Genomic DNA, 22,211 nt, shown 5'->3' on the forward strand with positions numbered 1-22,211 from the left:
ACACGGTTTTATACCCTGTCTGGGGATGAAACCTGTCCTCTGGGGGACAACGCTGGGATAAAGCGTTAATCCACAGAAATCCTTCTCCCTACTAACAACATCATCTTTCTTCTTTTCTTTATTATTATAAGAAGGGCACAGAACACGGAGTGGGATATGTATGACTTCCTTGCCCTCGCTTACCCATGGGTCAAAGCGTTTCATATCGTATCCGTGATTTCATGGATGGCGGCGTTGTTCTATCTGCCCCGTCTGTTTGTCCATCATACCGAACGCGCGGGGCTTGAAGGTGAGACCCACGAAATCTTTACGATGATGGAATTCAAGCTGGCAACCGTGATCATGCGCCCAGCCATGCATGCAACCTGGATTGCCGGTCTGGTGCTGGTCTTTACGCCGGGGATCGTTGATTGGTCTATGGTTTGGCCCTGGCTGAAAGGGGCAAGCGTGATTGGTATGATCCTGTTTCACATCTGGCTTATCCAACGCATGAAGGCATTCCAAAAGGGCGAGAATACACTGACCGGTCGGCAGTACCGGATGATGAACGAGGTGCCGACGGTGTTGATGCTTGTCATCGTGTTCTCGGTCGTCGTGAAATTCTGATTTGTTGACTCGGTCCTGACCCGCGCTTATATCTCTCGAACCGCCCCGTCCGGGGATGGTGCCTAGCTATTTCATTCTAATACCCACCAGCCCGCGATCATGCTTGGGCTGCACAGGATTGTTCCATGACAACTGACACTCTGAATCTTGCCGATCTCAAGGCACAAACACCCAAGAACCTTCTTGCTATGGCGGAAGAGCTTGAGATTGAAAACGCCTCCACCATGCGCAAGGGTGAGATGATGTTCCAGATCCTGCGTGAACGCGCGGACGAGGGATGGGAGATTTCAGGCGATGGTGTGCTTGAGGTTTTGCAGGACGGTTTCGGTTTTCTGCGTTCACCCGAAGCGAACTATTTGCCAGGTCCCGATGATATTTACCTATCACCAGAGATGATCCGCCAATGGTCCCTGCGGACCGGGGACACCATTGAGGGGCTGATCAAGGCACCCGACGATAACGAACGGTATTTCGCTCTGACCGAAGTGACTAAGATCAACTTCGAAGAGCCAGAGAAGGCGCGCCACAAGGTGGCCTTTGAAAACCTCACGCCGCTTTACCCGGACGAACGTCTGACGATGGAAGTCGATGATCCCAAGATCAAGGACAAATCAGCCCGTGTGATTGATCTGGTCGCGCCCATCGGTAAGGGACAGCGTTCGCTGATTGTGGCGCCGCCGCGTACGGGTAAGACAGTGATCCTGCAAAACATCGCCAACTCGATCGAAAAGAACCACCCGGAATGCTATCTGATTGTTCTGTTGATCGACGAACGACCTGAAGAAGTTACCGACATGCAGCGTTCGGTGAAGGGCGAGGTTGTCTCATCGACTTTCGATGAACCAGCAACACGTCACGTTGCCGTGTCCGATATGGTGATCGAAAAGGCAAAGCGTCTGGTCGAGCACAAGCGCGACGTGGTGATCCTGCTTGATTCCATCACGCGCCTTGGTCGCGCGTTCAACACTGTCGTGCCATCGTCTGGTAAGGTTCTGACCGGTGGTGTGGATGCCAATGCGCTGCAGCGTCCCAAGCGCTTCTTTGGTGCCGCACGAAATATCGAAGAGGGCGGATCGCTCACCATTATCGCCACGGCACTGATCGACACCGGCTCGCGGATGGATGAGGTGATCTTCGAAGAATTCAAAGGCACCGGTAACTCTGAAATTGTTCTTGATCGCAAGATCGCTGACAAGCGCGTGTTCCCGGCCATCGACATTCTCAAATCCGGTACACGGAAAGAAGACCTGTTGGTTGACAAGATCGATCTGCAAAAGACGTTTGTTCTGCGCCGGATTCTTAACCCGATGGGGACAACGGATGCGATCGAATTCCTGTTGGGCAAGTTGAAGCAGACCAAGACAAACTCGGACTTCTTCGATTCAATGAACACCTGATTGTTATTTGATAACAAAAGGTTAAATGAAAATGGCGACGATTTTTGCCCAAGCGACTGCTTCGGGGCGTGCAGGTGTGTCCGTTGTACGTATTTCAGGCCCTGCCGCGCTTGAAATCAGTGCAAAGCTGGCTGGCCAGTTGCCACCGTCACATCAGGTCGCGCTGCGAACGATCCGGACGGCGGACGGCGATGTGATCGACCGTGCGCTTGTGTTGCCATTCCATGGACCAAACAGTTTTACCGGCGAAGACGTGGTTGAGCTTCATCTTCACGGTAGCATCGCTGTTGTTGACGCTGTCCTGAAATCGCTGGGCACGTTTCCAGATGCGCGCCTTGCTGAAGCGGGAGAGTTCACACGACGTGCCCTTGAGAACGAAAGGCTGGATCTTGCGCAGGTCGAGGGGCTTGCCGATCTCATTGATGCTGAGACAGAGGCACAGCGTAAACAGGCCCTGCGTGTGTTGTCGGGGCATTTGGGAGACCTTGTTGAAGGTTGGCGCAGTGATTTGATCCGTGCGGCCGCGCTGTTGGAAGCGACGATTGATTTCGCAGATGAGGAGGTGCCAGTTGATGTGACGCCGGAAGTCAGGGCGCTTCTTTCTGGTGTAACAGATCAATTGGCAAAGGAAGTCGAAAAATCAAAGGTTGCTGAACGAATCCGGTTAGGTTTTGAGGTTGCCATTGTCGGCGCGCCGAATGCTGGAAAATCAACGTTGCTGAACGCGTTGGCAGGTCGCGATGCTGCGATCACTTCTGAGGTTGCTGGAACGACGAGGGATATTGTTGAAGTGCGGATGGACCTTGAAGGTTTGCCGGTAACGTTGCTGGATACCGCTGGACTGCGAGAAAGTGATGATGTCGTTGAAACCATCGGGGTGGAGCGCGCCATTAGCCGAGCCCGGTCATCTGACCTGCGTATTTTCCTTGCGCACGAGAATGAAGAGCTGATGCTGGCCCCATCTGAGGGAGACATCATTGTTCATCCCAAGGCGGATGTATTTCCGGACCAACCGAATGCTATTTCTGGTAAGACGGGTGAAGGTATCGCGGAACTTGTTTCAAAGGTGACGCAAGAGTTGAAAACCCGTAGTCTGGCTGCAGGAGTTGCTACGCATGAACGGCATAGGATGGCGATGGTATCTGCCCTCCAAAAGTTGAAGAGCGCGCAAGATGTAGTGGATCGTGGGGTTGAATACTACGATATCGGGTCTGAAGAATTGAGATCGGCAGTACGATCCTTGGAAGCGGTCGTCGGAAGAATTGGCGTCGAAGATTTGCTGGATGAGATCTTTTCCAGCTTTTGCATAGGTAAGTGATGGAGTGTTTCACGTGAAACATTTTGAGGTTGTCGTCATTGGCGGCGGTCATGCCGGGACCGAAGCGGCGCATGCGGCCGCGCGCATGGGTGCTAGAACGGCTCTCGTAACGATGTCAAAAAATGACATTGGCGTGATGTCCTGTAATCCAGCCATCGGTGGCTTGGGAAAAGGGCATCTTGTGCGCGAGATTGATGCGATGGATGGCGTGATGGCGCGGGTTGCAGATAAGGCTGGCATTCAGTTCAGATTGCTGAACCGTCGCAAAGGCCCGGCCGTTCAGGGCCCGCGTGCACAGGCAGACCGCAAGATCTATCGTGAGGCCATGCTGACCGAGACGCTGGCGCGTCCAAACCTTGAGATCATCGAAGGCGAAGTGACAGACCTGATCATTGAGAATGACAGGATTTGTGGAGTGGAGCTGGCCGACAACGAGTTGATCAAAGCAGGGTCGGTCATCCTTACCACCGGGACGTTCCTTCGTGGTGTGATCCACATCGGGGATGTCTCCCGCTCTGGCGGGCGAATAGGGGACAACGCGTCAAATAAACTGGCGGACCGGATGGATGGCTTTGATCTTCCCTTGGGTCGTCTTAAGACAGGAACGCCGCCAAGGCTTGATGGGCGAACAATTGATTGGACCGATCTAGAAAGCCAGCCCGGAGATGACGAGCCAACATTGTTCTCTTTTATGTCGTCCAGCACGTCGGCCAAGCAAATCTCTTGTGGCATCACGCATACGAACGAAGCGACGCACGAGATTATTCGTACGAACCTGAAGCGATCAGCCATGTACGGCGGCCATATCGATGGGATTGGTCCGCGCTATTGCCCGTCGATCGAAGATAAGATCGTTCGCTTTGCGGATAAGACGTCTCATCAGATTTTTCTTGAGCCGGAGGGCGTTGACGATCACACAATCTATCCGAACGGGATTTCGACATCATTGCCTGAAGAGATTCAGGCAGCCTATGTCCATTCCATAAAAGGTCTTGAGGAAGCGGTGATCCTGCAGCCAGGGTATGCGATTGAATATGATTATGTCGACCCAAGGGCGCTCAAAAGCACACTAGAGCTAAGGTCAATTCACGGGCTTTACCTTGCCGGGCAGATCAATGGCACGACGGGCTATGAAGAGGCTGCTGCACAAGGGCTTGTTGCCGGGCTCAATGCGGGTTGTGTATCCCAAGGCAAACCTCCGATGACTTTTAGCCGTGCAGAGAGTTATATTGGCGTAATGATAGATGACCTTGTCGCCTGCGGTGTCAGTGAGCCCTACCGGATGTTTACGTCACGGGCTGAATTTCGTTTGTCATTGCGCGCTGACAACGCGGATCAAAGACTGACGCCTCTGGCGATTGAATTGGGCTGCGTGTCAACAGATCGCCAGGAACTGTTCGAAGAAAAGGCGGCGAAGCTGGAAGATGCCAAAACACTACTGACTGAGAAAACCTTTACGCCATCTGAAGCCGCGCGTAGTGGTATTTCCGTCAGCCAGGACGGTACGCGCCGGACTGCGTTCCAATTGCTGTCGTTTCCTGATGCAAAATTTGACGATATTATCCCGCTACACCCATCGCTCGAGGCAGTAGAACCAGAGATTCGAAAACAGATCGAACGGGATGCGCTGTATTCCAACTATCTGTCACGACAGAAGGCGGAGATTGAAAAGCTTAAGAAAGATGAGGCGCACCGGATCCAGGATGGTTTTGACTATCTTGGGCTAGAGGGGCTTTCTAATGAGTTGAAGGCCAAGCTAAACGCTGCGCAGCCAGAGACATTGGCGCAAGCGGCCCGTATTGATGGCGTAACTCCGGCAGCACTGACTTTGATTCTTGCCCGTCTGCGGCGTGAGACAAGCAAGAAGTCAGCGTGATGCAAAGCGATGATCTAAATGTTTCACGTGAAACATTTGCAAAGTTGGAAGCTTTTTCGGACCTGGTGCTTAAGTGGACGCCCAAAATAAACCTGATATCAAAGCAAAGTATGCAGGATCTGTGGAGTCGGCATATTGTGGATTCTGCCCAACTCTATGATCTGGCGCCACCATTCAAAAGGTGGGTTGACCTTGGGAGTGGCGGCGGATTTCCGGGGATTGTTGTAAGCATCCTTGGTCAGGACGATAGGATCAAACGCGAGTTCATCCTTGTAGAAAGCGACCAGAGAAAATGCGCATTTTTGCGCACTGCAATTCGTGAGTTGAACCTGCAGGCAAGGGTTATCTCTGATAGAATTGAAGATGTTCCGCCCCTCGCTGCAGATATTGTTTCTGCGCGCGCTCTCGCTGACTTGAGTGTTCTTCTTGGGTTTGCTGAACGGCACCTGAAGCCCGGAGGCACAGCGCTTTTCCCGAAGGGCGCAAAATGGTCGACCGAGGACGAAGCCGCACGAACTGAGTGGTCTTATCATTGCGATGCTATTACAAGCAAAACAAGCCCCGATGCTGCTGTCTTGAAGATCAAGGATATCAAACGTGTCTGACCTTTCCCGCCCAAAAGGACCCAAGATTATCGCGGTAGCGAACCAGAAAGGTGGCGTTGGAAAAACAACAACGACAATCAACCTTGCGGCCGGTTTGGTTGAACATGGCAAACGTGTTCTGCTGGTCGACCTTGACCCACAGGGGAATGCATCGACAGGATTAGGTGTTGAATTGGATGACCGGGAATTCACCACTTACGAATTGCTGTTGGAAGATCTTGATCTGAATGATGTGATACAGGAAACGGAATACCCGGGTCTTTGTATTATTCCGGCGACGGTCGACCTCAGCTCGGCTGATATTGAGCTGCTTTCAGCGGAAAAGCGGAGCTTCCTGCTGCATGATGCTTTGCGGCAAACACAGATGGACGCCTTCGAATTTGACTACATTCTGATCGATTGCCCGCCTTCATTGAACCTTCTAACAGTAAACGCCATGATTGCTGCGCATTCTGTTCTGGTCCCGCTGCAAAGCGAATTCTTCGCCTTGGAGGGCTTGAGCCAGCTGATGATGACCATCCGTGAGGTTCGTCAGAGCGGAAACAAGGAATTGCGTATCGAAGGTGTTGTGCTAACCATGTACGATAAACGCAACAACTTGTCTCAGCAGGTAGAGCATGACGCGCGGAGCAATCTTGGTGATCTGGTGTTCAAAACCGTGATCCCACGAAATGTCCGGGTGAGCGAAGCACCTAGTTTTGCAATGCCAGTGTTGGCTTATGATAGTCAGTCCAAAGGTGCGACTGCCTATCGGGCGTTGGCAAATGAGATTATCAAGAATAACAAGGTTTAGAGGTAAGAGATGGTAGACAAACCAGATAGAAAACGTGGCTTGGGACGCGGATTGTCTGCCTTGATGGCAGATGTTGCAGAAACCGAAGCGGTAGCAGCCAAAGGTCCAGCCGCTGCTGAGCAGATGATCCCAATTGAACGGATTTCACCAAATCCTGAACAGCCAAGAAAGCGGTTTGAAAAAGGCGATCTGGATGATCTGGCCGCGTCGATCCGGGAAAAAGGGGTGATCCAACCGCTGATTGTCCGGGCAAGGGATGATGGGAGTTTTGAGATTGTCGCTGGTGAACGCCGTTGGCGCGCTGCACAGTTAGCGCAACTGCATGAACTGCCTGTCATCGTGCGGGACTTCACCGATGTCGAGGTTCTTGAAGTCGCGATCATCGAGAATATCCAACGCGCCGACCTGAACGCGATTGAAGAGGCCGCCGGATACCGCCAGCTGATGGACAAGTTTGGCCATACCCAAGAGAAGATGGCGGAGGCTTTGGGCAAAAGCAGAAGCCATATTGCAAACCTCCTGCGCCTGCTGAACCTGCCTGAATTGGTTATCGATATGGTCCGTGATGGAGAGTTGAGCGCTGGACACGCTCGCGCACTTATTCCGGCACAGGACCCACTGAAGCTGGCGCGGCAGATCGTTAAAGGCGGGCTGTCGGTTCGCGCGACTGAAGCCCTCGTTAAAAAGGAAGCATCAGCCGGAACAGAGACTGAAACGAAGGCTCGGCCATCTTCTGTAAAAGATGAGAAAGATGCAGATACGAAGGCGCTGGAGGGCGATTTGTCAGCCTCAGTCGGGATGAAAGTTCGAATTGATCATAAGCCCGGGCAGGAGGGTGGCCAACTGACTGTGCAATACAAGAGCCTTGATGAGCTTGATACCCTGTGCCGCATGTTGAGCGGGGGTTAATCGGGTAGCAACGCCTCGATTACAGCATTCAGAACCATAAGTCCTTGATTTGTAACCATTAATCTTGAACCGACCACCTCAATCATGGCGATCTCCTTCAGTCGGTGGAGTTTTTCGTCAGAAATTGGTGTACCGGCGAGGGATGTGTACCGGTCAAGGCAAATCCCTTCCTTGAGGCGGAGGCCCATGAGCAAGAATTCTGTCGCTTGATCGTCCTTTGACAGCAGCGTGCGTGGTTTCTCTGTCTGGCTCAACCCAATGCCTTCAAGCCATCGCTTAGGATTGCTGAAGCATTCGGTTGCCCATTTTCCACCATCAACAGTCAGCCGTCCATGCGCACCTGGACCGATCCCAATGTAATCCCCATAGCGCCAGTAGATCAGATTGTGCCGCGATTGCGCCCCGTCACGCGCATGGTTTGAAACCTCATATGCGGGCATTCCCATTGCGCCGCAAATATCCTGCGTTGCGGTGAACATATCCGCCCCAAGGTCTTCATCCGGCAAACCCGGCAGCTTTCCACGCGCATAGCGATCGCCAAATGCCGTCCCGTTCTCAATCGTGAGCTGGTAGAGCGATATGTGGTCTATCGCAAGGGTCAGAGCCTGTTTTAGCTCAGCTTCCCATGCGGAAAGGCTTTGATCCTGACGCCCATAAATCAAATCAAAACTGACACGCTCAAAATGTGTTCGGGCGATATCAAAGGCAGCGAGCGCTTCACTGGCCGTGTGGAGGCGTCCAAGCCTCTTCAGATCATCGTCGTTCAGCGCCTGTATCCCCATCGACACCCGGGATACCCCAGCTTGACGGAATGCGGCAAATCGGCCGGCCTCTACCGACCCTGGGTTCGCTTCAAGCGTGATTTCAAGATCATTTGCCGTAGGCCAGTGTTTCCTGATCGCCGCTATGATGTCGGCAACTGTCTGCGGATCCATCAGGCTTGGGGTGCCGCCGCCAAAAAAAACTGCATTAAGCACTCGGCCCGAGGTTTCCCGTGCGGCCCTCTCAAGTTCTATCAGATAGGCATCGCGCCAGGCACGTTGATCAATGCTGCGGCTGACGTGACTGTTAAAGTCACAATAGGGGCACTTCGCCTCGCAGAATGGCCAATGAATATAGAGGCCAAAGCCGCCATGTTGCCAGTCTTCAGTCAAAACAACCCTTGATCAGCTTGGCGAAAACATCACTCCGGTGGCTGATGGCATTCTTTTCATCGAACGTCATTTCGGCGAATGTTTTGTCATGTCCGTCTGGTTGAAACATCGGATCATAGCCGTGACCAAGTTTCCCGCGCAGCGGCCAGACCAAGGTTCCGTTGACTGTCCCGGCAAAAACCTCGTCATGTCCGTCGGGCCATGCCAGCACCATTGTCGCGCAGAAACGGGCACGGCGGGGATGCGGGGCGTTTTTCTCTTCAAGCAAATCGTGGGTTTTGGTCATCGCCATCAGGAAATCGCGGCCGTTGGGTGTTTCTGCCCAATCGGCGGTGTACACACCGGGCGCTCCGTCCAGTGCCTCAACCTCGATTCCTGAATCATCGGCCAGTGCGGGAATACCGGTCGATTGCGCCGCTGCATGCGCCTTGATCCGGGCGTTGCCGACAAAGGTGTTTTCGGTCTCTTCCGGCTCGGCCAGATTCATTTCGGCAGCACCGACAACTGAAACCCCATGCGGCGCGAACAGCTCTTTCAGCTCTTCCAGTTTGCCAGCGTTATGGGTGGCGAAAAGAATCCGTTTGTCAGTGAACTTGCGGGTCACGCGGCGGCGTCTTTCTGGATCGCGACCAATTCCGAGACACCTTTTTCTGCAAGGTCCATCAGTTCGTTCATCTGATCGCGGGAATAGGTGGAGCCTTCGGCGCTCATCTGGACTTCGATCAAACGCCTGGATCCGGTCATGATAAAGTTACCATCAACACCGGCCTCCGAATCCTCGGGATAATCAAGGTCAAGCACGGGCTGGCCCGCGTAAATCCCACAACTGATGGCGGCAACCGGGTCAACCAAAGGGTCGCTGACCACGTCGCCTGCTTTCATCAGTTTGTTCACCGCCAGACGCAGGGCAATCCAGCCGCCAGTGATGGAAGCACAGCGTGTTCCGCCATCTGCCTGCAACACATCACAGTCTACGGTGATTTGACGCTCTCCCAACGCGACACGGTCAACACCCGCGCGCAAGGACCGGCCAATCAGGCGCTGGATTTCAACGGTACGCCCACCTTGTTTTCCAGCCGCGGCCTCGCGCCGCATACGGGTGTTCGTGGCGCGGGGCAGCATCCCGTATTCCGCAGTGACCCAACCCAGACCGGAACCCTTGATAAACGGCGGCACCCGGTCTTCGATTGTCGCGGTGCAGAGGACATGGGTATCTCCCATCTTAATCAGCGCAGATCCTTCGGCATGCTTGGTAAAGCCTACTTCAACAGATACAGCGCGCATTTCATCAAGATTTCGGCCAGAGGGACGCATGAGTAAGATCCTTTTTGATGTTAGCCGGGGATACTCCTCTCGCAACGCAGGATGCAACCCCGATTGACGTTTGGCCCAAGTGCACCTTTATTACAGGTACCATGAACATTCCAAAAACTGACGCTTCTGATTTGCTGCAAGAGATGAACGAACGCTCGCGCGAGGTATTTCGCCGCGTGGTCGAAGGCTATCTGGCAAGCGGTGACCCGGTCGGGTCGCGCACACTGACCCGTGATTTCAGCGAAAAGGTCAGCGCCGCCACGATCCGCAACGTGATGCAGGACCTTGAGTATATGGGTGTTCTGGGGTCACCACACATCAGCGCAGGACGGATTCCAACGCAACTGGGCCTGCGGATGTTCGTGGACAGCATGATTGAACTGGGCGATCCGACAGAGACGGACCGCGAGAAAATCGACGCGACCCTTGGCGATAATGCCTCTGACGTCAGTGGCCTGCTTGATCGCGTCGGGTCTGCCCTGTCCGGCGTCACGCAAGGCGCGTCACTGGTACTGACGCCCAAACATGAGGCCCCGATCAAGCACATCGAGTTTGTGTCGCTGTCACAGGACCGTGCGCTTGTGGTTCTGGTGTTTTCAGATGGCCATGTGGAAAACCGGTTGTTCACGCCACCCGTCGGTCAGACCCCAAGTTCAATGCGGGAGGCCGCGAATTTTCTGAATGCGATTGTCGAAGGGAAGACGATCAGCGAAGTGCAGCGGACGATCGCACAAGAGATCGCGCATCGCCGGCAAGAGATCGACATCCTGGCGCAACAGCTCGTGGAAAGCGGTCTCGCGCTGTGGCAGGGCGATGATGAGAATTCCGAGCGGCTGATCGTGCGGGGCAGATCGAATCTGTTGGAAGGAGAGGCCGAGGAAGAAGACCTTGCCCGGATCAAAAGCCTGTTTGACGATCTGGAACGCAAGCGCGACATCGCGGAATTCCTCGAATTGGCCGAAGAAGGCGAGGGTGTACGCATTTTTATCGGCTCAGAGAACAAACTTTTCTCACTTTCGGGTTCCTCTCTGGTCGTTTCCCCTTATATGAACGCTGACCGAAAGGTGATCGGAGCGGTTGGGGTCATCGGGCCTACACGCCTGAACTATGGGCGGATCGTGCCGATCGTGAATTACACAGCACAGCTGGTAGGCAAATTGGTGTCCGACCGCAGCTAGAGGTGAAAAATGGCAGAACCGAGAGAGAACGAATTTCTGGACGATCTGGAAGAGGCCATGGCGGAAGAGTTCGCAGGTCAGGACGCCGAGATTGACGATGAAGCACTGGAACTGGACCAGCTGCGCGCAGAGCGGGACGAGCTGAAGAACAAATTCATGCGCGCACTGGCGGATGCAGAGAATTCGCGCAAGCGGTCTGAGAAGGATCGTCGTGAAGCTGAAAACTACGGCGGTTCAAAACTGGCGCGTGACATGCTGCCCGTCTACGACAACATGAAACGTGCGCTGGAAGCAGCGACAGAAGAGCAGAAAGAGATTTCCGCCGCATTGCTGGAAGGCGTTGAGCTGACCATGCGCGAGCTTCTGAACGTATTCAAGAAACACGGCATCGAAGTTATCGCACCCGAAGTCGGCGACAGGTTCGATCCGCAACAGCATCAGGCTATGTTCGAGGCGCCCGTGCCCGGCACCAAGGCGGGTGACATCATTCAGGTCGCTGCCGAGGGTTTCATGCTGCATGACCGTCTGCTGCGTCCGGCACAGGTTGGCGTATCTTCAACGCCCGCATCCTGAGACACAAGGAAGGGCTATAACAGGCTGTTAATCAGGTTTTAAAATGGGGTGGTCATGATTTGGCCGCCTCTTTCAGTTTATAGATCAGATCAAGCGCCTCTCGCGGACTGAGTTCGTCTGGGATGATCAGCGCCAATTCTTCCTCAACCTGCGACGTCTTCTGAACCGGCGGTGGGGGCGCGGGAACGGCAGAAAACAGAGGCAGATCATCAATCATGGTCTTTTGCGTCGCACCGCCTTCACGTTCGCCTTTCTCCAACGCATCCAAGACAACGCGCGCCCGGGCAATGACGCTGTCTGGCAGCCCGGCCAATTGCGCGACCTGCACGCCATAGGACCTATCCGCCGCACCTTTCCGAACTTCGTGCAGAAAGATGACCTCCCCTTCCCATTCTTTCACAGCGACGGTCGCGTTATCGACACCGTCAAGCTTCCCGGCGAGCGCGGTCATCTCATGGTAATGCGTCGCAAAGAGCGCCCGAGATTTATTCACATCATGCAGATGCTCAAGCGTGGCCCAAGCGATGGAGAGGCCATCATAGGTTGCCGTTCCCCTTCCGATTTCATCCAAGATCACCAGCGCCCGGTCATCTGCCTGATTGAGAATCGCGGCCGTCTCGACCATCTCGACCATGAAAGTGGACCGCCCCCGTGCCAGATCGTCAGAGGCGCCAACCCGGCTGAACAACTGGCTTACGATACCGATGTGAGCCTTCGAAGCAGGCACAAAACTGCCCATCTGGGCCATCAGCGCAATTAACGCATTTTGCCTAAGAAAGGTCGATTTACCCGCCATGTTCGGACCGGTGAGCAACCAGATATTCGCAGCGTCGCTTTCCGCGCTCAGATCGCAGTCATTTGCGATGAAAGGATCTCCGGACTGTTGTGCCAGCGCCCGTTCGACAACAGGATGACGCCCTCCTTCGATATGAAACGCACGGCTTTGATCAACCTTGGGCCGGACCCAGTTTTCGGCAGTCGCAAGATCAGCAAGGGACAGGGCCAGATCAATCTCGGCGATTGCAGCCGATGTTTGCCCGATATCGGTAGCACTTTCGAGAATTGCCGTTTTAAGCCTTTCATAGAGCCGCTTTTCGATCTCAAGCGCGTGGTTCCCGGCATTAAGGATCTTTGTTTCCAGCTCGGACAGCTCAACAGTCGTGAACCGCACCTGATTGGCGGTGGTCTGGCGATGAATGAAGGTTTCAGAGAATGGTGCCGACAGCATTTTTTCTGCATGGGTTGCCGTCGTCTCGATGAAATAGCCAAGAACATTGTTGTGCTTGATTTTCAGAGACGAAATCCCCGTATCAGAGACGAATTGCTGCTGCATGCCGGCAATCACACCGCGCCCTTCGTCGCGTAACGTTCGGGCTTCATCCAATTCGGCGTCATACCCCGGTGCGACGAATCCGCCATCGCGGGCCAACAACGGTGGTTCCGCCACCAGCGCCTGATCCAGAAGATCAATCAGCGGCGTATGCCCGCCAAGATCAGAAACGGCGTCGGACAACAATTGGGTTAAATCTTGTGGGCCAAGCAGTTCGGCAAGTCGTTCTGCCTCTGCCAGCCCGTTTCGGATGGCGGCAAGGTCCCTTGGTCCACCCCGGTCAAGCGACAGGCGCGACAGGGCGCGGTCAAGATCCGGGATCTTGCGCAGGGTTTCCCGCAGGTCGCGTGTCAGCCGCATGTTTTCAAAGCCGAAACTGACCGCATCAAGCCGGTCGTTGATTATGTCCAGAACCCTAGACGGGCTTGAAATTCGTCGCTCAAGCAGCCGTGCCCCGACAGCGGTACAGGTCCTGTCCATCAAACCCAGCAGAGAACCGGCGCGGCCACCGCCCAGAGCATGGGTCAGTTCCAGATTGCGCCGGGTTGCTGCATCAATCTGAACGGTGCGGGCCTCGCTTTCTTTTTGCGGTGGACGCAACAGGGGCAGTTTGCCCTTTTGGGTGATTTCCAGATAGGAAATCAGGGCACCCATGGCCGATACCTCGGCCCTTTCAAAAGAGCCGAAAGCGTCCAGCGTGGCGATGCCAAACAGATCGCAGATGCGTTTTTCAGCGCTGGTGCTGTCAAAAGCCGACCGTGCCAAACCAGTCAGCGCAATCCCGAATTCAGAGACTAATTCGTATAGTTCAGACTCTTTCGCCTCAGATACGATCAGTTCAGAAGGACTGAGGCGAGCGAGTTCCGGGCCCAGCCGGACAGAGGGCAACGGCATCACGTGAAAAGCGCCGGTCGAAATATCTACCCAGGCCAGGGCGCAGGAATCGCGCACTTCGGCGAACGCAGCCAGGTAATTGTGCCTGCGCGCCTCAAGCAATGAATCCTCCGTCAGGGTGCCGGGGGTGACAAGGCGTACCACGTCCCGTTTCACAATCGCTTTGTACCCACGCTTCTTTGCTTCCGCCGGGCTTTCCATCTGTTCGCAAACAGCCACGCGAAAGCCTTTGCGGATCAACGTAAGCAGATACCCTTCGGCTGCATGCACCGGAACGCCACACATCGGAATGTCTTCACCGTCATGCTTTCCGCGCTTTGTCAGCGCGATATCAAGCGCTTCGGCTGCGGCAACCGCATCTTCGAAGAACATCTCGTAGAAATCGCCCATCCGGTAGAACAGCAGCGCTCCTTCGTGCGCTGCTTTGATCTGCAGATATTGCGCCATCATCGGCGTGGTTTTTGCGTCACTCACGAAAGTCTCCCCATTCCACCATGTCTGTACAAAACCACGGTTCCGGGGGAAAGGGGCGCTTGCCGCGCCTTGACGGTGGACGGGTCAGCGATGCGTGTTAAAACAAGAAAAGTCCAAGCAGAAGCAGGCCAACTGTCGTGCGCAATAAGGTCGATTTTACCTTGCCCCCGGATGTGCTGTTCCTGAATCCCTGGCGGGATCCGGGACTGCGTTTGCTGTTGGAGCCAGAGTTTGTCTGGCGCCCCATGCCCAAAGCGCGGATAACTGGCTTTGCAGCCAGCGAACACGACGAGATTAATCAGCGGATCAAGGGGCTGATCCGAAGTGCAGTGCAGACGCGGACCTTTTCAAAAGCGATCGAATATAACTCCGTGCCTGTTGTCCTTGATAAGGCAAGTTTTCGCAAATCCTATGTTCAGGCGCGGGACAGATTGGTTCTGACCGGCGCTGCGGGCAATCGCTTGATCAATCGGTTCAGGTGGGAGAACGAAGACACTCTGGCTGATGTCGACCAACGGCTTGCCGATTACTTTGCCAATTGCAGCGCCGGAAATGAGGGCAAGGAAATTCCTCTCTATGCCGGGCTTTTAGACCCTTCGGTCCCTTTCGCGATCGAGTGTCGTAATACCTTTAATTACTACCATTTCATCACTGAATCGCTTTGCCAACTGACAGTTCTGGATGGTTTGGGTTTCGAGGGTGACATCTATTTTCACTTCCCCAATCAGGAAGAGCGTCAGCGACCTTTTGCGCAAGCCTATGCCGAAGCGCTTTTCCCTGAGTTTGAAGGCCGTGTGTTTTTCGAACGTGTGCCGAAAGACTACAACAGCGTGTTGTCGACCTATGATCTGATCGGCGGTCATTATCAGGCACCACCTTCGGTGATCGCGGGGATGAACCGGTTTGCCCCCGACGCAATCAAGAACCATGGTGGCGTTCAGGCCTTGGGCGCCCGGTCTGCCTTGTCCATGAACGTTGTGAATTCCGCGCTGTTGGCGTTGAGAGCGCGCGCGCTCAAGGCGATTGAGGGCCGTGATTTCAGCCATTTGCCAAAGAAGTTCTTTGTAGGACGCGACACTCGGCTGAGCCGCGTCCGGCACATGGACGGCGAGGACAAGCTGTTTGAGCATCTTGAGATGTTCGGTTTCGAATATGTCGTTTTCGAAAGCCTGAGCCCGCTAGAGCAGATTGCGATCATGGCGAATGCCGAGATGATGGTGTCCTATCACGGGGCCGGTTTCACCAACATGCTTTTTGCCGGGCCGCAAACTTATGTCATCGAAATTGGAACGGTTCAGACTGCACGGCACCGTTGGGGTGATTTTTGGCCCTTGGCGCACGCATCGCAGTGCAAATACGTCAATTTCTTTTGTGATCTCAAGTCTGAAAATCCCCTTATAGAGCCTGATTTCCAATCTGAAGGCCTGATCCCTGTGTCGATGTCTGACAAGGCGATCGGGCAGATCATGGCGTTTGTTGTATCCCTGTTGGGCCAATACCCAGAATTGAAATCGCCCGCTGTCGTCTCAGAACTGGCAAAGGAGTTGCTTGAGGTTGGCGGTGCGGAACAGGCGATCGGTTTGCTGGATAAACACAAGGACATGGCTGCGCAGAACGCTGAGCTGTGTCTGCTGAAGGCGGACTGTCACAAGGATCTGGATGAGCCGAAATCGGAACTGGTTGCGCTGGATATGGCGCACAAGGCTGATCCGACACGCTGGCAAACGCTGGTTCGGATTATCTGGTGTGCGAACCGCTGTGAACGGCCACAGGTGATCCGCTGGGCGCTGTCGCGGCTCAAGACCGATTTCCCGCAACGGCACGACGCATTTGTCAGCAACCATGAATGGGTGCGCTACGTCGCCTGATTGTACGTCTTTGCGAACAAAGCTACGGTGCGCAAAACAAAGGAATTCACCACCCGTGTCCAAGAATCGTATCACCTCAGAAGAGGCTCTTGCCTTTCATCTGGAGCCGACGCCCGGCAAGTTTGAAATCACCGCCACCGTTCCAATGACAACGCAGCGCGATTTGTCCCTCGCCTATTCGCCCGGCGTTGCCGTGCCTTGCGAGGCGATCGCGGAAAACCCTGAAACGGCATACGATTATACCAACAAGGGCAACCTTGTCGCTGTCATATCCAACGGAACGGCGGTTCTGGGCCTTGGGAACCTCGGCGCCTTGGCATCCAAGCCGGTGATGGAAGGCAAGGCGGTTCTCTTCAAACGGTTCGCGGATGTAAACTCAATCGATATCGAACTGGATACCGAAGACACAGATGCCTTCATCAACGCGGTCAAGCTGATGGGGCCGACCTTTGGCGGCATCAACCTTGAAGACATCAAGGCGCCTGAGTGTTTTATCATCGAACAGCGTCTGAAAGAAGAGATGGATATTCCCGTCTTTCATGATGATCAGCATGGGACAGCGGTGATCTGTGCGGCGGGGCTGCTGAACGCGCTGCATATATCAGGGAAAAAGATTGAGGATGTCCGCATTGTCCTGAACGGTGCCGGGGCTGCAGGGATTGCCTGCCTTGAACTGCTCAAGGCGATGGGAGCCAAGCAAGACAATTGCATCATGTGTGACACCAAGGGCGTCATCTATCAGGGCCGAACGGAAGGGATGAACCAGTGGAAGTCCGCCCATGCGGCGAACACCAAGCTGCGTACCCTGGAAGAAGCGATGAAAGACGCCGACGTGTTTCTGGGTGTTTCCGTCAAGGGGGCGGTGACGCAGGACATGGTCGCCAGTATGGCGGATGATCCGGTGATCTTTGCCATGGCGAACCCCGATCCCGAGATTACGCCCGAAGAGGCACATGAAGTCCGGATGGATGCCATCGTAGCTACCGGGCGTTCGGATTACCCCAATCAGGTGAATAACGTTCTTGGTTTTCCTTACCTCTTCCGGGGCGCTCTTGATATCAATGCACGTGCCATCAACGATGAGATGAAGATCGCCTGCGCCCATGCGCTGGCCAATCTTGCCCGCGAGGATGTGCCAGACGAAGTGGCGCTGGCCTATGGCAAGACGCTGAGTTTCGGGCGGGATTACATCATCCCGACGCCCTTTGATCCGCGTCTTATTCATCGGATCCCGCCAGCGGTGGCCAAGGCAGGCATGGATACCGGTGCTGCGCGCCGTCCCATTATCGATATGGACGCCTATGAGCTGACGCTGAAGTCCCGGATGGATCCGACGGCCAATATTCTACGTGGCATCAACGCCCGTGCGCGGGCCAATCAGGCGCGGATGATCTTTGCCGAAGGCGACGATCCGCGCGTTCTGCGTGCGGCTGTCACCTATCAGCGGTCTGGCCTTGGGAAGGCGCTTGTTGTTGGACGTCCTGACGACGTGAAGAAAAAGCTGGAAGAAGCCGGGATGTCGGACGCTGTGCGCGAGCTTGAGATCGTGAATGCAGCCAAGACAGATCATCTCGAAACCTACAAAACGTTTCTTTACAACCGACTGCAAAGACGCGGTCACGATGCAAAGGACATTCACCGGCTTGCGGCGCGGGACCGCCATGTATTTGGCGCCCTGATGCTGGCCCATGGACATGGCGATGGATTGGTCACGGGTGCGACACGCAAGTCAGCTCATGTGTTGGAAAGGCTGAACCACGTGTTCGAGGCAAACCCGGAGCATGGTGCGGCGGGGTTCACCGCGTTGCTGCACAAGGGGCGGATTGTGTTCATCGCCGATACGCTGGTGCATGAATGGCCCAATGAAAACGACTTGGCCAATATTGCCGAACGCGGCGCGAAAGTCGTCCGCCATCTGGGGCTGGAACCGCGTGTCGCATTCGTCAGCTTTTCAACCTTTGGGTATCCGGTGTCGGAACGTGCCGAAAAGATGCATCAGGCGCCCAAGGTGCTCGACGCGCGTGGCGTGGATTTTGAGTATGAAGGCGAGATGACCGTCGATGTGGCCCTGAACGTTCAGGCGCAGGCGCAATATCCGTTTTCGCGATTGACCGGCCCTGCGAACATCCTTGTTGTTCCAGCACGCCATTCGGCCAGCATTTCGGTAAAGCTGATGCAAGAGATGGCTGGCGCGACGGTGATTGGTCCCATTCTGACCGGGCTCGATAAGTCCATTCAGATCTGTTCCACCACGGCGACGGCGAACGATATCCTGAACATGGCCGTTCTTGCGGCCTGCAAGGTTGGCGAATGATCTGGAACCTCGGCTCAATCAATGCGGATAATTTCTATCATTTGAGCCATTTGCCCGCGCCGGGTGAAACCATCGCTGCCACACGTTTTCATCAGGGGCTGGGTGGAAAAGGGGCGAATATGTCGGTTGCTGCCGCTCGCGCGGCGGCGCGGGTGGCGCACATCGGTGCAGTAGGGCCTGAAGGCAAATGGGCGGTCGACCGTTTGCTGGAATACGGCGTCGATACCCGGCACATCGCGCAGGTAGAGGTTGCAACAGGACATGCCAATATCAACGTGGATGCGGCTGGCGAGAATAATATCGTCCTTTTCACCGGTGCAAATCACGCCATCACGGATCAGATGATCGGCGCCGCATTGTCAGAGGCGAGCCCAGGTGATTTTTTGCTCATGCAGAATGAAACCTCGGGACAGAGTTACGCGGCGCGGACCGGAAAGACACTGGGACTGCGCTTTGCCTATGCCGCAGCGCCTTTTTCGTCTCAGGCGGTTCAGGCTGTCATCAATCATATTGACCTGTTGGTGCTGAACGCGGTTGAAGCCGCCCAATTGCAGGAGGAAACCGGGCAACGAATTGAGGATTTGCCCATTGATGATATCATCGTCACTCTGGGGGCGGATGGGTGCAAATGGGTCTCTAATAAAGGGAAAACAGCCCAGGAATTCGCTTCCTACCCTGTGGAAGTTGTCAATACAACAGGGGCAGGTGATACGTTCACTGGCTATCTGATCGCTGGCTTGGACAGGGGGCTGCCGATGCCAGACGCCATTGATCTGGCGATGCGCGCCGGGGCGTTGATGGTCACGCGAGAGGGGACGGCGGATGTGATCCCGGATCTCAAAGAGATTCAGGATCACGACTTTTCCTAATTCACAAATGGCGCATCACTGCCCCACAATTGCTTGACACGTGCGTCCCGACCGCAATTCTTACGATAGCGTTTGTAGGCGGTCGATTTTTTGACGCCAAGGCCAACTGAGGTCACCGCCAGCCGGTCGCTGCTTTTGTAGTAATTCTGATGATAATCGTCCGCCGGATAGAATTTCGACGGTCCAAGGATCGGCGTTACGATGGTTTGACCCAGCTCTGCCTGTGCTTTGCGCTTCGCTTGTTCCGCGGCAGCGCGCTGGGCGTCGTTTGCGGGAAAGATCGCCGTTCGATAGCTTGCGCCTCGGTCGCAGAACTGGCCGCCCGCATCTGTCGGATCAATCGAACGGAAAAACAGGTCAAGAATTGTATCACGGCTGACGACATCAGGGTCGAACTGGATCTGCACCGCTTCATAATGCCCCGTTCCCCCTGCGGTCACCTGTTTGTAGGTCGGGTTGCCAGTCTTGCCGCCGGCAAAACCGGAAACGGCCTCTTTGACACCGGATACGGATTCGAAATCAGATTCGACGCACCAAAAACATCCACCCGCCACTGTCAGCGTCTCAATCCCTGCGGCGCGTGCCGTGGTTGATTGAGCGCACAACCCCACTGCGATAAGCCCGGCCAGGATGAATGCCTTCAAGGTTGAGATATGTAGCATCGCTGTCTCCTTTTCTTTCAGGCTGAACTTCCTGTCAGGCTAGCGCAATGCACAGCGCCGTCACCTCACGCGCAGGTGATGGTACTTTACCGCTTGGCACAGAGCCGTAACATTTCTAGCGTCGCGAACGGAATGGGAGAGTGTTTCATGCGTATTGCGATGTGGTCCGGGCCGCGTAATCTGAGCACGGCAATGATGTACAGCTTTGGCGCGCGGACCGATTTCGCGGTGATGGATGAGCCGTTTTATGCGGCCTATCTGGCGCGGACCGGGCTGGAGCATCCGATGCGGGATGAAATCATCAGTACGCATGAAACAGACCCTAACAAGGTTGATTTGGCGTGTCGCCGCGAGGGTAAGCCCCATCTTTATATGAAGCACATGCCACATCACATGTGCGATGATTTCCCCATGGGATGGTCAAAGGACTGTGTGCATGTCCATTTGATCCGAAATCCGGCGCGGGTCATTGCCAGCTATGCCGCCAAACGCGAAGCGCCGACACTTGAGGATATTGGATTCGTGCAACAGCAGGTGATCTATGGGCAGCTGGGCGGCGTAGTGGTCGACAGTACGGATATCCGTGCCGATCCGGAAACGAAGTTGCGCAAGCTTTGCGATGCGATTGATCTGGCGTTCGATCCTGCGATGCTTGGTTGGTCCGCTGGGCCGCGCCCCGAAGATGGCGTTTGGGCAAAGCATTGGTACGGAGCGGTCCACCGCAGCAGCGGATTTGCCGGAGCGGAGGGCGATATGCCCAAGTTAGAGCCTGATATGGAGGCTTTGATGGAGGTCGCGCTGCCCTACTACGAAAGCATGGCAGCGCAGAAGATCTAACCTTTGAGCCGCTTGTCGCGTGCCGCCAAAAGCTTGAGCCGCAAGGCGTTCAACTGGATGAACCCTGCCGCGTCTTTCTGGTCATAAGCGCCGGCGTCATCTTCGAACGTCACATGCGCTTCGGAATAAAGCGAATGATCCGACCAGCGGCCCACAGTCCGCGCGTGACCCTTGTACAGCTTCAGCCGCACGGTGCCCGTGACATGGGTCTGGCTCGCGTCGATGGCGGCCTGAAGCATCGTACGTTCGGGCGAGAACCAGAAACCGTTATAGATCAGCTCTGCATAGCGCGGCATCAGCTCGTCCTTGAGGTGCATCGCACCGCGGTCAAGCGTGATGGATTCAATGCCGCGGTGCGCCTCAAGCAGCAGCGTGCCGCCTGGCGTTTCGTAGATACCGCGTGACTTCATCCCGACAAAGCGTCCTTCGACCAGGTCAAGACGTCCGCAACCGTGCTTGCCGCCCAACTCGTTCAGCTTGGTCAGGATCGTGGCGGGCGACATCGCCTCACCATTGATGGACACAGCATCGCCGCGCTCAAATCCGATCTCGACATACTCCGGCTCGTCCGGTGCTTTTTCCGGATCGACGGTGCGCTGATAGACGTAATCGGGCGCGTCCACAGCCGGGTCTTCCAGCACTTTGCCCTCGGAAGAGGTGTGCAGCAGGTTCGCGTCCACGCTGAACGGCGCTTCGCCACGCTTGTCTTTCGCAATCGGGATCTGGTTCTTTTCTGCAAAGTCGAGAAGCTTGGTGCGGCTGGATAGATCCCACTCACGCCACGGCGCAATTACCTTGATATCGGGGTTCAGCGCGTAGGCGGCCAGTTCGAAACGCACCTGATCGTTGCCCTTGCCGGTTGCCCCGTGGGCCACGGCATCGGCGCCGGTTTCAGCGGCGATTTCAACGAGCCGTTTGGAAATCAATGGCCGCGCGATGGAGGTACCCAACAGGTACAGTCCTTCGTAGACGGCATTGGCGCGAAACATGGGAAAGACGAAATCGCGGACGAATTCTTCTCGCACATCTTCGATATAGATATCGGAGGCACCCATCATCTCGGCCTTCTTGCGCGCTGGCTCAAGCTCTTCGCCCTGGCCAAGGTCGGCGGTGAAGGTGACGACCTCGCAACCGTATTCGGTTTGCAGCCACTTGAGGATGATCGAGGTATCAAGACCGCCGGAATAGGCGAGCACAACTTTTTTGGGCGCGGACATGGGATTCCCTTTCTGACTTGGCC

General features: G+C 55.1%; 19 protein-coding genes. 13 read left to right on the plus strand and 6 right to left on the minus strand.

What is annotated here, in order from left to right; genetic code table 11:
* Positions 1-156: 156 nt before the first annotated feature.
* From GV827_RS03885 to GV827_RS03915, 7 genes are all read left to right on the plus strand, one after another.
* On the plus strand, positions 157-606 hold the full coding sequence (locus GV827_RS03885) for a CopD family protein (RefSeq protein ID WP_164352391.1): 450 nt from the start codon (positions 157-159) through the stop codon (positions 604-606).
* A 125-nt stretch (positions 607-731) separates the two neighbouring features.
* The gene (gene rho, locus GV827_RS03890) at positions 732-2,003 is read left to right on the plus strand and encodes a transcription termination factor Rho (protein ID WP_164352392.1); all 1,272 of its coding nucleotides are present in this window, start codon (positions 732-734) and stop codon (positions 2,001-2,003) included.
* Positions 2,004-2,034: 31 nt separating this feature from the next.
* On the plus strand, positions 2,035-3,321 hold the full coding sequence (mnmE, locus tag GV827_RS03895; protein WP_164352393.1) for a tRNA uridine-5-carboxymethylaminomethyl(34) synthesis GTPase MnmE: 1,287 nt from the start codon (positions 2,035-2,037) through the stop codon (positions 3,319-3,321).
* 13 nt (positions 3,322-3,334) lie between these two features.
* The gene (gene mnmG, locus GV827_RS03900; protein ID WP_164352394.1) at positions 3,335-5,197 is read left to right on the plus strand and encodes a tRNA uridine-5-carboxymethylaminomethyl(34) synthesis enzyme MnmG; all 1,863 of its coding nucleotides are present in this window, start codon (positions 3,335-3,337) and stop codon (positions 5,195-5,197) included.
* A complete protein-coding gene (rsmG, locus tag GV827_RS03905) occupies positions 5,197-5,802 on the plus strand; it encodes a 16S rRNA (guanine(527)-N(7))-methyltransferase RsmG (protein ID WP_204325705.1) in 606 nt (201 codons plus the stop codon). The genes mnmG and rsmG overlap by 1 nt, the downstream gene beginning before the upstream one ends.
* Positions 5,795-6,595, plus strand: a complete 801-nt coding sequence (locus GV827_RS03910) for a ParA family protein (RefSeq protein WP_164352396.1) — start codon at positions 5,795-5,797, stop codon at positions 6,593-6,595. Before rsmG ends, GV827_RS03910 begins: the two co-directional genes overlap by 8 nt.
* 9 nt (positions 6,596-6,604) lie before the next feature.
* Positions 6,605-7,504: a ParB/RepB/Spo0J family partition protein gene (locus tag GV827_RS03915; RefSeq protein ID WP_164352397.1), complete on the plus strand. Its 900-nt coding sequence runs from the start codon at positions 6,605-6,607 to the stop codon at positions 7,502-7,504.
* Here the strand turns inward: GV827_RS03915 and hemW are convergent.
* Genes hemW through rph form a run of 3 tightly spaced genes read right to left on the minus strand, consistent with a single transcriptional unit; the run spans position 7,501 to position 9,972 of the window.
* The gene (hemW, locus tag GV827_RS03920; RefSeq protein ID WP_164352398.1) at positions 7,501-8,658 is read right to left on the minus strand and encodes a radical SAM family heme chaperone HemW; all 1,158 of its coding nucleotides are present in this window, start codon (positions 8,656-8,658) and stop codon (positions 7,501-7,503) included. The two genes, GV827_RS03915 and hemW, sit on opposite strands and share 4 nt — an antisense overlap.
* Positions 8,651-9,262: an RdgB/HAM1 family non-canonical purine NTP pyrophosphatase gene (rdgB, locus tag GV827_RS03925; RefSeq protein WP_164352399.1), complete on the minus strand. Its 612-nt coding sequence runs from the start codon at positions 9,260-9,262 to the stop codon at positions 8,651-8,653. Before rdgB ends, hemW begins: the two co-directional genes overlap by 8 nt.
* Positions 9,259-9,972: a ribonuclease PH gene (gene rph / locus GV827_RS03930; protein WP_164352400.1), complete on the minus strand. Its 714-nt coding sequence runs from the start codon at positions 9,970-9,972 to the stop codon at positions 9,259-9,261. The genes rdgB and rph overlap by 4 nt, the downstream gene beginning before the upstream one ends.
* Before the next feature lie 143 nt (positions 9,973-10,115).
* Here rph and hrcA point away from each other — a divergent pair, with 143 nt between their 5' ends.
* Positions 10,116-11,150, plus strand: a complete 1,035-nt coding sequence (gene hrcA, locus GV827_RS03935) for a heat-inducible transcriptional repressor HrcA (protein ID WP_235930246.1) — start codon at positions 10,116-10,118, stop codon at positions 11,148-11,150.
* A gap of 9 nt (positions 11,151-11,159) precedes the next feature.
* Positions 11,160-11,723: a nucleotide exchange factor GrpE gene (locus GV827_RS03940; protein WP_164352402.1), complete on the plus strand. Its 564-nt coding sequence runs from the start codon at positions 11,160-11,162 to the stop codon at positions 11,721-11,723.
* 52 nt (positions 11,724-11,775) lie between these two features.
* Here the strand turns inward: GV827_RS03940 and mutS are convergent, their stop codons facing one another.
* Positions 11,776-14,397, minus strand: coding sequence for a DNA mismatch repair protein MutS (mutS, locus tag GV827_RS03945; RefSeq protein WP_164352686.1), 2,622 nt, complete (start codon positions 14,395-14,397; stop codon positions 11,776-11,778).
* 161 nt (positions 14,398-14,558) lie between these two features.
* Between mutS and GV827_RS03950 the strand changes: the two genes are divergently transcribed.
* From GV827_RS03950 to GV827_RS03960, 3 genes are read left to right on the plus strand one after another with little or no spacing between them, the layout of a single operon-like run.
* Positions 14,559-16,289, plus strand: coding sequence for a glycosyltransferase family 61 protein (locus GV827_RS03950; protein ID WP_164352403.1), 1,731 nt, complete (start codon positions 14,559-14,561; stop codon positions 16,287-16,289).
* 55 nt (positions 16,290-16,344) lie between these two features.
* Positions 16,345-18,603 carry an NADP-dependent malic enzyme gene (locus GV827_RS03955; protein WP_164352404.1) on the plus strand — a complete coding sequence of 753 codons (2,259 nt, stop codon included), beginning with the start codon at positions 16,345-16,347 and terminating at the stop codon, positions 18,601-18,603.
* A complete protein-coding gene (locus GV827_RS03960; RefSeq protein ID WP_164352405.1) occupies positions 18,600-19,472 on the plus strand; it encodes a ribokinase in 873 nt (290 codons plus the stop codon). The genes GV827_RS03955 and GV827_RS03960 overlap by 4 nt, the downstream gene beginning before the upstream one ends.
* Here GV827_RS03960 and msrA read toward each other — a convergent pair.
* Positions 19,469-20,134 (minus strand): peptide-methionine (S)-S-oxide reductase MsrA, encoded by a 666-nt coding sequence (msrA, locus tag GV827_RS03965; protein WP_164352406.1) that lies wholly within the window; start codon positions 20,132-20,134, stop codon positions 19,469-19,471. The genes GV827_RS03960 and msrA overlap by 4 nt on opposite strands.
* Positions 20,135-20,281: 147 nt before the next feature.
* On the opposite strand from msrA, the gene GV827_RS03970 reads away from it, so the two are divergent.
* A complete protein-coding gene (locus GV827_RS03970; RefSeq protein WP_164352407.1) occupies positions 20,282-20,971 on the plus strand; it encodes a sulfotransferase-like domain-containing protein in 690 nt (229 codons plus the stop codon).
* On the opposite strand, the gene GV827_RS03975 is transcribed toward GV827_RS03970, so the two are convergent.
* Positions 20,968-22,188 (minus strand): argininosuccinate synthase, encoded by a 1,221-nt coding sequence (locus tag GV827_RS03975; RefSeq protein ID WP_164352408.1) that lies wholly within the window; start codon positions 22,186-22,188, stop codon positions 20,968-20,970. The genes GV827_RS03970 and GV827_RS03975 overlap by 4 nt on opposite strands.
* Positions 22,189-22,211 lie beyond the last annotated feature (23 nt).

Origin of the sequence: Sulfitobacter sediminilitoris (genome assembly GCF_010667575.1) — a bacterium.
GTDB classification, from domain to species: domain Bacteria; phylum Pseudomonadota; class Alphaproteobacteria; order Rhodobacterales; family Rhodobacteraceae; genus Sulfitobacter; species Sulfitobacter sediminilitoris.

Bases quoted from the DNA above. Each gene is read 5' to 3' on its own strand.
- GV827_RS03885 (WP_164352391.1), top strand. From the start codon at position 157: ATGTATGACTTCCTTGCCCTCGCTTACCCATGGGTCAAAGCGTTTCAT.
- rho (WP_164352392.1), top strand. From the start codon at position 732: ATGACAACTGACACTCTGAATCTTGCCGATCTCAAGGCACAAACACCC.
- mnmE (WP_164352393.1), top strand. From the start codon at position 2,035: ATGGCGACGATTTTTGCCCAAGCGACTGCTTCGGGGCGTGCAGGTGTG.
- rsmG (WP_204325705.1), top strand. From the start codon at position 5,197: ATGCAAAGCGATGATCTAAATGTTTCACGTGAAACATTTGCAAAGTTG.
- GV827_RS03915 (WP_164352397.1), top strand. From the start codon at position 6,605: ATGGTAGACAAACCAGATAGAAAACGTGGCTTGGGACGCGGATTGTCT.
- rph (WP_164352400.1), bottom strand. From the start codon at position 9,972: ATGCGTCCCTCTGGCCGAAATCTTGATGAAATGCGCGCTGTATCTGTT.
- hrcA (WP_235930246.1), top strand. From the start codon at position 10,116: ATGAACGAACGCTCGCGCGAGGTATTTCGCCGCGTGGTCGAAGGCTAT.
- GV827_RS03940 (WP_164352402.1), top strand. From the start codon at position 11,160: ATGGCAGAACCGAGAGAGAACGAATTTCTGGACGATCTGGAAGAGGCC.
- mutS (WP_164352686.1), bottom strand. From the start codon at position 14,397: ATGATGGCGCAATATCTGCAGATCAAAGCAGCGCACGAAGGAGCGCTG.
- GV827_RS03960 (WP_164352405.1), top strand. From the start codon at position 18,600: ATGATCTGGAACCTCGGCTCAATCAATGCGGATAATTTCTATCATTTG.
- msrA (WP_164352406.1), bottom strand. From the start codon at position 20,134: ATGCTACATATCTCAACCTTGAAGGCATTCATCCTGGCCGGGCTTATC.
- GV827_RS03970 (WP_164352407.1), top strand. From the start codon at position 20,282: ATGCGTATTGCGATGTGGTCCGGGCCGCGTAATCTGAGCACGGCAATG.
- GV827_RS03975 (WP_164352408.1), bottom strand. From the start codon at position 22,188: ATGTCCGCGCCCAAAAAAGTTGTGCTCGCCTATTCCGGCGGTCTTGAT.